Below are 13,605 nucleotides of genomic sequence, written 5' to 3'. Positions count from 1 at the left end.
AGCAGGTCCCAAGGGTTGGGCTGTTCGCCCATTAAAGCGGTACGCGAGCTGGGTTCAGAACGTCGTGAGACAGTTCGGTCCCTATCCGGCGCGGGCGGAGGATATTTGAGAGGAGCTGCCCCTAGTACGAGAGGACCGGGGTGGACGGACCACTGGTGTATCAGCTGTCGACCAACGGCATAGCTGAGTAGCCAAGTCTGGACGGGATAAACGCTGAAGGCATCTAAGCGTGAAGCCCCCCTCAAGATGAGATATCCCCTCCTTCAAGGAGATAAGATCCCTTAAAGACGATAAGGTAGATAGGTTCAAGGTGTAAGTGTAGTAATGCATTCAGCTGATGAATACTAATAGATCGAAGGTTTATTCTAAAAGATGTATAGTGAAGGATACTAAGTCCTACTGTGTGAAGTTTTGAGGTTGCTATTTATATAATTAGCAAGCAATCAGCTTGCTATTTTTCATAAATAAGCTTCACTTTGGGGGCGTAGCTCAGTTGGGAGAGCACCTGCCTTGCAAGCAGGGGGTCAAGAGTTCGAATCTCTCCGTCTCCACTAAAAGTTCTTGCTATTTGTAAGAACTTTTTTTATGAAAAAAACTAGAAAAAAATGTGAAGTTTTTGTGATTTTTCTATTGAAAGCGTCTAGATATTGTGATAGTATAATCTAGTCGCGTGGGTGAGGGACTCAAATCAATTTTGGGTTTTTCGCTTACGATATAGGGGATTGGTCAAATGGTATGATAGGGGTCTCCAAAACCTTTGGTGGGAGTTCGATTCTCTCATCCCCTGTTCTCAAGTAGAGCACTAAACGATTATAGCGTTTGGTGCTCTTTTTTGTATATAGAAAAGCAATACTAAACTAGGGGGTGAGGCATTGAATATAAAAAAACGTAGTGCTATAATAATTATAAATATTCAGACAATTCTGTCAGAATGTTTTTGGGTTTAATCATTACTATATTATGGGGTATTACACAAAAGGAGAGGGATTATGCTTGCTACATTAGTACCACTATTTTATGAGGATATGTCAGTTGCTTCGTATTGCTTGTATGCTCAGAAGGAGAACATGTTTGAAAATCCACATATGCTAGGAGCTGCAAGATATGATGGTGCTGGTTCTATCGTAGGTATTGAGGTTTTTGAAAGTGTATCAGAGGATGATTTAGTTGCAAATTGTGATATTATCATTCCAATTAACAATATATCGTTATTTGCAAACATTGAGCAGCAATTAACAGGTTTTGATGGCCGAATTGTTCTTCTGTTGGATCAGTCTATTAAGCCTGAGGAATCTTATAATAAGCGATTACAAGATTTAAAGAGCAAAGGCTTTAAGATTGGTATAAAGGATTTACCTTTGAATACGATTGAAAGCTATAAATTTATGCTTGGCAACTTTGATCTTTTCTTAATAAATAGTGATGCTGGCAATGTTATTGAACAGGCTAAAGAATTTAGAAAAATTATGCCAGATATGGTTTTCTGTGCTGAAAATCTTCACTCTAAAGAGGAGTTTGACGCAGCAAAAGATTCTGGACTTTTCAAAATATTTGAAGGCACTTTCTTTAGAGTTCCTATTAATACTCAGGATACAGAAGTAACACCTATAAAGATTAACTACATGAAGTTGATGACTGTGATTAATCAGTCGGATTTTGATTTGGAAGAAGTTGCAAATGTTGTTGCACAGGACCCAGCTCTTTCTATTGAATTATTAAAGATTGCAAATAAGCTTACAATTAATTCAAATATTAGATCAATCAATCAGGCTACTGCTTTACTTGGACAGAAGGAAATTAGACGTTGGTTAAATACCACATTGTTTAATGAACTTGCAGCCGGTAAGCCAAATGAGATAACAAGATTATCTCTTATTAGAGCAAGATTTGCAGAAAACTTAGCAACTGCTTTTGATTACGCAATGCGTAAGGACGAGCTTTTCCTTATGGGATTGTTCTCATTGTTAAATCTTATTCTTGATATGCCTATGGAAGATGCTTTAGAGCAAGTAGGTGTAAGTAATGAGATTAAGAAGGCTTTGATTAGCGATGATGGTATTTTCTCTCCTCAGCTGGAATTCCTTCTAAGTTATGAGGCTGGAGATTGGCAGGAGGTATCCCGTTTAATGGTTCTACACGATATCGAGATGCATGTGGTATATGATGCATATGTAGAAGCTCTTAAATGGTATGGTAAGATGTTTATCTAGTAATCAAATTCTTTTAAAAATAATCAAAAGTAATTCAAAATTCAGTATGTTTTAGCCGCAGGTTTACAAGCCTGCGGCTTTGTTTTTGAATAAATACATTAATTACGCCACATAGTGCATGAATTTGATATTTTTGAACAATTTTTACATTGACATGTGTGAATAAGATGATAAAATCGTAACAGAAATTGTAATTGGATTGTTTTTTGTAATAGGAGTTGAATTTTATGATGTTTAAAATTAGATTAGAAAACACAAATGATGCAGAGGAATTTGTAAAGGCTGCTTCACAGTGTGGGGGAGATGTTGATCTTCACAGTGGTGTTGTTTATATTGATGGCAAGTCACTTTTAGGTGTTATTGCAATGGGAATCAAGAGAGAGCTTAATGTTTCTATTCATGATCCAGCAGATAAAGTTTTCAAGAACGCTGTTCAGAAGTTCGTTGTTGCTTAATTTTGAATAATGTATAATTAGCCTGTGAGTTTATCTCACAGGCTTTTTTGTTAGAAATAATATTATGTATTTTTTATTAGAAATGGTTTTATTGTTTTTATTAGAAATACTTTCTTATATTTTTATTAGCTTAATAAAGATTTGCTAATAAGAGACTAAATTTTATCATCAGGTTATGAGTGTTATTGAATGAAGGTTTCAAGATTAATCACTCCAGAGGGAGAAAAGGCACAAATAAATATATCCGTTAGAAACCTAGTGGAATTTCTGCTAAGAGAAGGCGATATCGATGACCGAAAGGGCTCCGTTGATCCTTTTGAAGCAATGCAGGAGGGTAGTAGGATTCATAGAAAGATTCAAAGCTCTATGGGTCCTTTTTATCGTGCAGAAGTTCCGTTGAAATATCAGGTTGAATATGATGATTATATCCTTGGATTGGAGGGACGTGCCGACGGTGTAATATTAGAGCATGATGAGGATGGCACAGTATGGTCTGCAACGGTAGATGAAATAAAAGGCATGTACATGGATGTTATGACCTTTGAGAAACCTGTGCTAGTTCACGAAGCTCAGGCAAAATGCTATGCATATATAATTGCAAAGGAATATGAGCTAGATGAAATAGAAGTTCAAATGACCTATGTCAGTTTAGAGACTGAAGAAATAAAGCACTTTAACCAGGTATATACCTTTCAAGAGATTGAGAATTGGTTTTTAACTATACTTAATATATTTAAGAAGTGGACCGATTTTCAATACTATCATAAGCAGGAGCTTATAGAGTCGATTCAAGGATTAGAATTCCCATATTCATATCGTGATGGACAAAAGAAGCTAGTGGCAGATGTTTATCGCAGTATATATAGAAGAAAGATTTTATTTATGCAAGCACCGACAGGCACTGGCAAGACCATAGCCAATGTATATCCTGCAGTAATGGCATTAGGGCAGAATCTTGCAGAACGTATTTTTTATCTTACGGCCAAGACTGCAACAGCCCTGGCTGCCAGAGATGCATATAGCCTTTTGGTTGATAAGGGTTACGAGGGCAGGACCATTATGCTTACGGCAAAAGAAAAAATGTGTATGTGTGATGAGGCTGATTGTAATCCTGACAACTGTCCATACGCTAGAGGACATTTTGACAGAGTCAATGATGCTATATATGAAATTATCACTAAGGAAACCGTTATTACTAGAGATGTGCTTTTAAGTTATGCTGAAGAATTTGTGGTTTGTCCCTTTGAACTAGGACTGGATGTAAGCACTTGGTGCGAAGGTGTAATCTGTGACTACAATTATGTGTTCGATCCTAATGTATATTTAAAGCGTTTCTTTGCGGAGGGCAGAGCAGGTGAGCATATTTTCTTAATAGACGAGGCTCACAACATGGTGGATAGAGCCAGAGAAATGTATTCAGAAACTCTCATTAAAGAAGAGGTTCTTTCTATTAAAAGATATGCAAAGCCTGTGAGCAAAAGATTGACCAATGCTTTAGAAAAGGTAAATCGTATTCTTTTAGAGTATAAAAGGGAATGTGATAAGGAAATAACTGTTCTTTCTGATATAGATATGCTGCTTAATGCCTGTGATAATCTTCAAATGATTATGGAGCAGTTATTCAAAAAGGAAATAAAGTTTGGAATATATCAGGATGAGGTTCTTGATTTTTATTTTAGGTTGAGAAACTTTACAGCTATTGCATACCAAGTGGATAATGATCATTATCGAATTTACTGTGATTTTGATGATGATAAAAATTTCAATTTACACTTATACTGTATTGACCCGTCTGCACAGTTGCAGGATAGACTGAAGCTTGCTAGGTCTACGGTTTATTTTAGTGCAACCCTATTACCTATAGACTATTACAAGGATTTGCTTTGCAATATAACAGATGTCTATGCCATTTATGTTGATTCTGTTTTTGACAACTCCAATAGAATGCTTGTGTTAGGTACGGATGTTACTAGCAAATACACCAGACGTGGTGCAGGGGAATACGCAAAGTTTGCCGCATATATAAAAGCAGCAGTAGATGCAAAGCAGGGTAATTATATGGTCTTTGGACCATCCTATAAATTCTTAGAGGATATACAAGCAGAGTACGAACCTATTGCTGGTGATGTGGAAATAATTACTCAGCAGCAAAACATGACAGAACAGGAACGTGAAGAATTCCTACTTGAGTTCGAACAGAAGAGAGATAAATCCTTGGTAGCATTTTGTACTTTGGGCGGTATCTTTTCTGAGGGAATAGATTTAGTTGGAGGAAAGCTAATAGGGGTAGTTGTTCTTGGCGCTGGTCTTCCACAGGTTGGCAATGAGAGAAAGCTTATGTCGGATTTCTTCGATGAGCAGGGAAAGAATGGATTTGAATATGCATATTTATACCCTGGCATGAACAAGGTTATCCAAGCTGCTGGAAGATTAATTCGAACCAAGGATGATGTGGGAGTTATTGAGCTATTAGATGAGCGATTTAGATTCTCTAGTTACCGAAAGACATTTCCTCGAGAATGGAATGACGCCTGTTATACCACAGTAAATGACGTTTCGTTAAAATTAACAAATTTCTGGAAGAAAAAAGGCTAAAAACTTATTAGGAGTTGTGAATTTTTTGTGTTATACTTTCTTTAACTGTGAGGCTGCCTGCCAAATTACTAGTTTTTGAGACATAATTTGCTAGATTTTGAGGCATAATAATTACTAGTTTTTGCGGCACAACTTTACTAGAGAATAGAGACAAAATTATAGGCAGGGGTCCTGTCTCACAGATTTCAAGTTAATATTATGGAGGTGTAATGTGGGCAAAGTAAGAAGAGTTTACGTTGAAAAGAAACCACAATTTGCAGTATCTGCCAAGTCACTGTTTTCCGAAATAGGAAGTTACTTAGGCATCAAGGATGTTACAGGAGTTAGAGTTCTGATTCGTTATGACGTTCAGGATGTATCTGACGACGTTTTTAAGAAAGCAGTCAAGACAGTGTTTTCTGAGCCTCCTGTTGATGATGTTTACGAAGAGACATTTGATTACAATGGACGTGTCTTTTCAGTTGAATTTTTACCAGGTCAGTTCGACCAGCGTGCCGACTCTGCTGAGCAGTGTCTTAAGCTCTTAAATGAAAATGAAGAGCCTACTATTCACACCGCTACTACCTATGTTATTGAGGGTAGCATTACTGACGACGAATTCGATGCTATCAAAAAGCATTGTATTAATCCTGTTGATTCTAGAGAGACTTCTCTTGATAAGCCAGAGTCTCTTTCTAATAATTTCGATGAACCAGCCGACGTCAATACATTTGACGGTTTCATTTCTATGGCTGAGAATGATTTACGCACTTTATATGATTCCTTAAATTTGGCTATGACCTTTAAGGATTTCCTTCACATTCAGAACTATTTTTCCAATGACGAACATAGAGATCCAACTGTTACAGAAATCAGAGTTTTAGATACTTATTGGTCTGATCACTGTAGACATACTACTTTCTCTACAGAATTAAAGAACGTTACTATCGAAGATGGCTATTACAAGGCTCCTATCCAGGATACTTTCAATGACTATCTTGATAACTTTAAGATTCTCTATAAGGATAGAGATGACAAGTTTGTATGCCTTATGGACCTTGCACTTCTTGCAATGAAGCGTCTTAAGGCTGATGGCAAGCTTGAAGATCAGGAAGAGTCTGATGAGATTAACGCATGTTCAATCGTTGTACCTATCAATGTAGATGGTACAGAAGAAGAGTGGCTCATCAACTTCAAGAATGAGACACACAACCATCCTACAGAAATCGAGCCATTCGGTGGTGCTGCTACATGTCTTGGTGGTGCAATCCGTGATCCACTTTCTGGACGTACTTATGTATACCAGGCTATGCGTGTTACAGGTGCTGCAGACCCTACAGTATCTGTAAAGGATACAATCGAAGGAAAGCTTCCACAGAAGAAGCTTGTTCGTGAGGCAGCTCATGGTTACAGCTCATATGGTAACCAGATTGGTCTTGCTACAGGTTATGTAAAAGAAATTTACCATCCAGATTATGTTGCAAAGCGTATGGAGATTGGTGCTGTAATGGGTGCTGCTCCAAGACGTGCTGTTCAGAGATTAAACTCTGATCCAGGAGATAAGATTATCCTCCTTGGTGGACGTACAGGTCGTGATGGTATCGGTGGTGCTACTGGTTCTTCAAAGGCACACAATACAGAGTCTACTGCAGTTTGTGGTGCAGAGGTTCAGAAGGGTAATCCACCTACAGAGAGAAAGATTCAGCGTCTCTTCAGAAGAGAAGAAGTTTCTTATATTATCAAAAAGTGTAATGACTTTGGTGCTGGTGGTGTATCAGTAGCTATCGGTGAGTTGGCACCTGGTCTTGTAGTTAATCTTGATTTAGTGCCAAAGAAGTATGCAGGTCTTGATGGAACAGAGCTTGCTATTTCAGAGTCACAGGAGCGTATGGCTGTAGTTGTTGCTCCAGCAGATGTAAACAAGTTCTTACAGTATGCATCAGAAGAAAACCTTGAGGCAATTGAGGTTGCTGAAGTTACAAAGGAGCCACGTCTGGTTCTTAAGTGGAGAGGTAAGGAAATTGTTAATCTTTCAAGAGCCTTCCTTGATACAAACGGTGCTCATCAGGAGACAGATGTTTATGTAGAGCTTCCAGACGCAACAGATAAATACATCGACAAGATTGGTATGGAAAAGGTTGCAAAGGATGTTGAAGCAGGAGACTTTAAGGCTGCTTGGTTAGATGCTCTTGCCGATTTAAATGTTTGCTCACAGAAGGGCCTTGTTGAAATGTTTGACGGCTCAATCGGTGCAGGCTCAACACTTATGCCATTCGGTGGAAAGTATCAGCTCACAGAGACACAGGCTATGGTTGCTAAGGTACCTGTAGCTGACGGAAATACAGATGCAGTTACAATGATGGCTTATGGCTTTAATCCTTATGTTAGCTCATGGTCACCATATCATGGAGCTCAGCTTGCAGTATTAGAGTCAGTAGCACGTATCGTTGCAACTGGTGGTGATTACAAGAAAATCAGATTTACTTTCCAGGAGTACTTCCGCAGAATGAGCGAAGATCCAAAGAGATGGAGTCAGCCATTCGCAGCACTTCTTGGTGCCTATAAAGCACAAATGGAATTCGGTCTTCCATCAATCGGTGGTAAGGATTCAATGTCTGGAACCTTCAATGAAATTGATGTTCCTCCTACACTTGTTTCCTTTGCGGTGGATGTTGCAAAGCAGCAGGACATTGTTACCCCTGAGTTAAAGGATGCGGGAGACAAACTCTATTTACTTAGAGTGCTTCGTGATAATTTCGATCAGCCAAACTACCAGCAGGCTAAGGCAATCTTTGAGGTTGTTAGACAGATGGTAGAGCTTGGAAATATTAAGGCTGCATATGCGCTTGATGCTTACGGACTTGTACCAGCTGTATCAAAGATGGCATTTGGTAACAAGCTTGGAGTTAAGCTTTATGATGAGTGTCAGTCAGTATTAATGTTTGGCTGTGTTATCGGCGACATTGTTATGGAAGTTACAGAGGATGGAGCTCTTGCTATTATCAATGAGCTTGAAAAGAGAGGCTTGTCAGATTGTGGCTATGAGGTTGGTGAAGTAACTGACGATGCAACCTTTACATATCGAGATGTAAAGATTCCTGTTGATGAGGCAATTGCTGCTTGGACTGGAACCCTTGAAAAGGTATTCAAGACTCGCAGCCACGAGGACACATCTCTTGTAGACACAGGAGTATATGAGACAAAGAACTTCTACGTTTGCAAGAACAAGATTGCTAAGCCAAGGGTATTTATTCCAGTATTCCCAGGCACAAACTGTGAGTACGATTCAGCAAGAGCCTTTGAAAAGGCCGGCGCTATAGCAAATGTGAAGGTATTTAAGAACCAGACAGCAGAGGATATTAGAGAGTCTGTAGATGAGTTCTCAAGAGCAATTGCTCAGTCTCAGATTGTTATGTTCCCAGGTGGTTTCTCAGCAGGTGATGAGCCAGAGGGTTCTGCTAAGTTCTTTGCTACCGCATTTAGAAATGAAAAGATGAAGGAAGCTATCCATGGACTCCTTGAAAACAGAGATGGACTTATGCTTGGTATCTGTAATGGTTTCCAGGCCCTCATTAAGCTTGGTCTTGTTCCTTATGGTGAGATTCATACACAGGCAGAGGATGCTCCAACTCTTACATACAATACAATCGGACGTCATATTTCAAAAATCGCATATACAAAGGTTGTAAGTAACAAGTCTCCATGGCTTGCAGGTACACATCTTGGAGAGACTTACTGTGCTCCTGCTTCACATGGTGAAGGAAGATTCGTTGCTTCAGGTGAGTGGCTTAAGAAGCTCCTTGAAAATGGTCAGGTGGCTACTCAGTACGTTGATGAAAAGGGTAATCCAACAATGGATGAGGAATGGAATATCAACGGAAGCTACTGCGCAATCGAGGGTATTACAAGCCCTGATGGACGTGTATTCGGTAAGATGTGCCACGCAGAGCGTATTGGCGACGGCGTCGCTCTCAACATCTACGGCAACCAGAATATGAGATTATTCGAATCAGGCGTAGATTACTTCAAATAAAAGGGTAGAAAAGAGGAAAGATGAAAGCATTTTTAATTTTGGAAGATGGTACAGTATTTGAAGGTACAAGCATTGGCTCAACAAGGGAAGTGATTAGCGAGATCGTTTTCAACACTTCCATGACCGGCTACCTGGAAGTTCTTACAGATCCTTCTTATGCAGGTCAGGCTGTTTGTATGACATATCCATTGATTGGTAATTATGGTATTACAGATGATATGGAAAGTGGCAGACCTTGGCCAGATGGATTTATTGTTAGAGAGCTTAGTAGAATACCTTCGAATTTCCGTTGTAAGGGTACTATTCAGGATTTCTTAGTAAAGCACGATATTCCAGGTATTGCAGGAATTGACACCAGAGCGCTTACAAAGATTCTTAGAGATCGTGGTACCATGAACGGAATGATTACCACAAATGAGAATTACAAGTTTGAGGAGATTGAGCCAAAGCTAAAGGCTTACTCTACAGGAGATGTAGTATCAAAGGTTACTTGTGATTCTAAATCAGTGTTAAATGGTAATGGCAAAAAGGTTGCTCTTCTTGATTTTGGAGCAAAGAAAAATATTGCTAAATCTCTCAATGATAGAGGTTGTGAGGTTACTATCTATCCAGCTCACACAAAGGCTGAGGAAATCCTTAAGACTAATCCAGACGGAATTATGCTTTCAAACGGCCCTGGAGATCCAAAGGATTGCGGTCCAATTATAGATGAAGTTAGAAAGCTTTACGAAAGCAATACACCAATCTTTGCAATTTGCCTTGGGCATCAGCTTATGGCTCTTGCAACTGGTGCAGACACTCACAAGCTTAAGTATGGACATAGGGGTGGAAATCATCCTGTAAAGGATTTGGAGACTGGAAAGGTTTATATCTCATCTCAGAACCACGGCTATGTTGTTGATACAGACAAGCTTGATCCAAAGGTAGCAACTCCTGCCTTTGTAAATGTAAACGATGGAACTAATGAGGGTCTGAAATACACAGGAAAGAACATATTCACTGTTCAGTTCCACCCTGAGGCTTGCCCAGGTCCACAGGACAGCGGATACTTGTTTGATAGATTTATTAAGATGATGGGAGGAGCGCAGTAATGCCAAAGAGAAGTGACATTAAAAAGGTAATGGTAATTGGCTCTGGTCCTATCGTTATCGGACAGGCGGCTGAGTTTGATTATGCAGGAACTCAGGCTTGTCGTTCTTTAAAGGAAGAGGGCATGGAAGTATGCTTGGTTAATTCAAACCCAGCAACTATCATGACAGATAAAGAAATTGCAGATCAGGTTTATATTGAACCTCTTACTGTAGATGTTTTAAAACAAATCATTATTAAGGAAAAGCCAGATTCGCTACTTCCAACACTTGGTGGTCAGGCTGGTCTTAACCTTGGTATGGAGCTTGCAGAGTCAGGTTTTCTTGCAGAGCAAGGTGTAAAGCTTATTGGTACCACAGCAGAGACAATCTTTAGAGCTGAGGACAGACAGGCATTTAAGGACACTATGGAAAAGCTCGGCGAGCCTGTGGCAGCATCCCTTGTTGTTAACACAGTAGAGGATGGTATTAAGTTTACAAATACAATTGGTTATCCAGTTGTTCTTCGTCCAGCATACACGCTTGGTGGTTCAGGCGGTGGTATCGCCCACAACCAGACAGAACTTGTAGAAATCCTTACAAACGGACTTCGTCTTTCTCGTGTGCACGAAGTACTTGTTGAAAGATGCATCGCCGGCTGGAAGGAAATCGAGTACGAGGTTATGAGAGATGCAGCAGGAAACTGCATCACAGTATGTAACATGGAAAACATCGACCCAGTTGGTGTTCATACAGGTGATTCAATCGTAGTTGCTCCTTCCCAGACCCTTGGTGATAAGGAGTATCAGATGCTTCGTACATCTGCACTTCGTATTATCGATGAGCTTGGCATCACTGGCGGTTGTAACGTACAGTATGCGCTTCATCCAGAGAGCTTTGAGTACTGTGTAATCGAGGTTAATCCTCGAGTGTCTCGTTCATCAGCCCTTGCTTCAAAGGCAACAGGTTACCCAATTGCTAAGGTGGCTGCGAAGATTGCTCTTGGATACACACTCGATGAGATTCCAAACGCTATCACAAAGAAGACCTTCGCATCCTTCGAGCCAATGCTTGATTACTGCGTAGTTAAGATTCCACGTCTTCCATTTGATAAGTTTATTACAGCTACAAGAAAGCTAACCACTCAGATGAAGGCTACCGGTGAGGTTATGTCTATATGTAACAACTTCGAAGGCGCTCTTATGAAGGCTATTCGTTCTTTGGAGCAGCATGTGGATTCACTTATGAGCTACGATTTCTGTGATATGACAGATGATGAGCTTGCAGAGGCGCTTACAGTTGTTGATGATAGAAGAATTTACTGTATCGCTGAGGCCCTTCGTCGTGGTGTATCTTATGAAAAGATTCATGAGATTACAAAGATAGATATTTGGTTCATCGATAAGATTAAAATCTTGGTTGAGATGGAGCAGCGCTTGGCTAACGAGGAACTTACAGTAGAGCTTCTTAAGGAAGCAAAGCGTATTGAGTTCCCTGATAATGTAATTGCGGAATTAAACGGAAAACTCACAGAGGAAGAAGTTCGCAAGATGCGTTATGACAATGGCATTATTGCTGCATACAAGATGGTAGATACCTGTGCAGCAGAGTTTGATGCTATGACTCCTTACTACTACAGCGTATATGGAAGTGAGAATGAGGCTGTTCAAACAAAGGGACGTAAGAAGGTCCTTGTTCTTGGTTCTGGACCAATCCGTATCGGACAGGGTGTTGAGTTTGATTACTGTTCAGTTCACGCTACTTGGGCCTTTGCAAAGGAAGGTTGGGAGACAGTTATCGTAAACAACAACCCAGAGACAGTTTCAACTGACTTTGATATTGCTGATAAGCTTTACTTCGAGCCTCTTACAAATGAGGATGTAGAGTCAATCGTAAATCTTGAAAAACCAGACGGAGCTATCGTGCAGTTCGGTGGACAGACAGCTATCAAGCTTACTGAGCATCTTATGAAGATTGGAGTGCCAATCCTTGGTACCAAGGCAGAGGATGTTGATGCAGCAGAGGATAGAGAGCTCTTTGACAAGATTCTTGAGCAGACACAGATACCTCGAGCTGCCGGTGGAACAGTTTTCACTGCAGAGGAGGCAAAGGAGGTTGCAAACCGCCTTGGATATCCAGTTCTTGTTCGTCCTTCATATGTTCTTGGTGGTCAGGGTATGCAGATTGCCTTCAACGATGAAGAGATTGAAAAGTTCATGGATATCATTAATCAGATAGCACAGGATCATCCAATCCTTGTAGATAAATACTTACAGGGTAAAGAGATTGAGGTTGATGCCATCTGTGATGGTGAAAATATCCTAATTCCTGGTATCATGGAGCATATTGAGCGAACTGGTATCCACTCAGGAGATAGTATTTCGGTATATCCTGCTCACACAATCAGCCAGGATATTAAAGATAAGATTGTAGATTATACAGAGCGACTTGCTAAGGCCCTTCACGTACTTGGTATGATTAACATCCAGTTTATCGCCATGGACGGAGAGGTATATGTAATTGAGGTTAATCCTCGAAGCTCTCGTACAGTACCATACATCAGCAAGGTAACTGGTATTCCAATCGTTGACCTTGCAGCAAAGGCAATCCTTGGTCACAAGATAACAGATATGGGCTATAAGCCAGGTCTTCAGCCAGAGGCAGATTACATTGCAATTAAGATGCCAGTATTCTCCTTTGAAAAGCTTCGTGGTGCCGAGATTTCTCTTGGTCCTGAGATGAAGTCTACTGGTGAGTGCTTAGGTATTGCAAAGACCTTTGAAGAGGCTCTTTACAAGGCATTCCTTGGTGCAGGAGTTGTACTTCCAAAGCACAAGCAGATGATTATCACTGTAAAGGATGCTGATAAGCCAGAGGCTCTTGAAGTTGCTAAGAGATTCGAAAAGCTTGGCTACAAGATTTATGCTACACGTTCTACAGCTAAGTATCTGCAGGATGGTGGAGTAGATGCTCGATGGGTAAACAAGATTACTCAGGAATCTCCAAATGTTATGGACCTTATCCTTGGACATAAGATTGACCTAGTTATTGATACACCTACACAGGGACATGGAGATAAGACCAGAGATGGTTTCCTTATTAGAAGAAATGCTATTGAAACAGGCATTAACTGTATCACAGCAATGGATACAGCCGTTGCTCTTGCCACATCTCTTGAGAGTGCAACCACAGAGTACACACTTGTAGACGTAGCTAAGATTGGTTAATTGAATAACCAAACAGACAAGAAAAGCTTAGGATGACGA

6 protein-coding genes, 2 tRNA genes and 1 rRNA gene are annotated in these 13,605 nt (G+C 40.1%); all 9 read left to right on the top strand.

The window, feature by feature from the left end; all coding sequences use genetic code 11:
- Positions 1 to 368 (top strand): 23S ribosomal RNA (locus BLR54_RS04230); the annotation flags it as partial.
- Positions 369 to 478: 110 nt separating this feature from the next.
- Positions 479 to 551: transfer RNA gene (locus BLR54_RS04225), tRNA-Ala, on the top strand.
- A 165-nt stretch (positions 552 to 716) separates the two neighbouring features.
- Positions 717 to 787, top strand: a tRNA-Trp gene (locus BLR54_RS04220).
- 202 nt (positions 788 to 989) lie between these two features.
- Positions 990 to 2,210 (top strand): EAL and HDOD domain-containing protein, encoded by a 1,221-nt coding sequence (locus tag BLR54_RS04215; protein ID WP_090417236.1) that lies wholly within the window; start codon positions 990 to 992, stop codon positions 2,208 to 2,210.
- Positions 2,211 to 2,437: 227 nt separating this feature from the next.
- Positions 2,438 to 2,665, top strand: a complete 228-nt coding sequence (locus BLR54_RS04210; protein WP_090417234.1) for an HPr family phosphocarrier protein — start codon at positions 2,438 to 2,440, stop codon at positions 2,663 to 2,665.
- A gap of 189 nt (positions 2,666 to 2,854) precedes the next feature.
- Positions 2,855 to 5,260 (top strand): ATP-dependent DNA helicase, encoded by a 2,406-nt coding sequence (locus BLR54_RS04205; RefSeq protein ID WP_090417232.1) that lies wholly within the window; start codon positions 2,855 to 2,857, stop codon positions 5,258 to 5,260.
- Between the two features lie 211 nt (positions 5,261 to 5,471).
- Complete coding sequence (locus BLR54_RS04200) at positions 5,472 to 9,272, top strand: phosphoribosylformylglycinamidine synthase (RefSeq protein ID WP_090417230.1); 3,801 nt, start codon at positions 5,472 to 5,474, stop codon at positions 9,270 to 9,272.
- 20 nt (positions 9,273 to 9,292) lie between these two features.
- Positions 9,293 to 10,363, top strand: a complete 1,071-nt coding sequence (locus tag BLR54_RS04195; protein WP_090417228.1) for a carbamoyl phosphate synthase small subunit — start codon at positions 9,293 to 9,295, stop codon at positions 10,361 to 10,363.
- Complete coding sequence (gene carB, locus BLR54_RS04190; protein WP_090417226.1) at positions 10,363 to 13,566, top strand: carbamoyl-phosphate synthase large subunit; 3,204 nt, start codon at positions 10,363 to 10,365, stop codon at positions 13,564 to 13,566. Before BLR54_RS04195 ends, carB begins: the two co-directional genes overlap by 1 nt.
- Positions 13,567 to 13,605 lie beyond the last annotated feature (39 nt).

The sequence above is a fragment of the Pseudobutyrivibrio sp. YE44 genome (assembly GCF_900104335.1).
Classification (GTDB): Bacteria; Bacillota; Clostridia; order Lachnospirales; family Lachnospiraceae; genus Pseudobutyrivibrio.
This window is presented reverse-complemented; position numbering and strand designations above follow the sequence as displayed.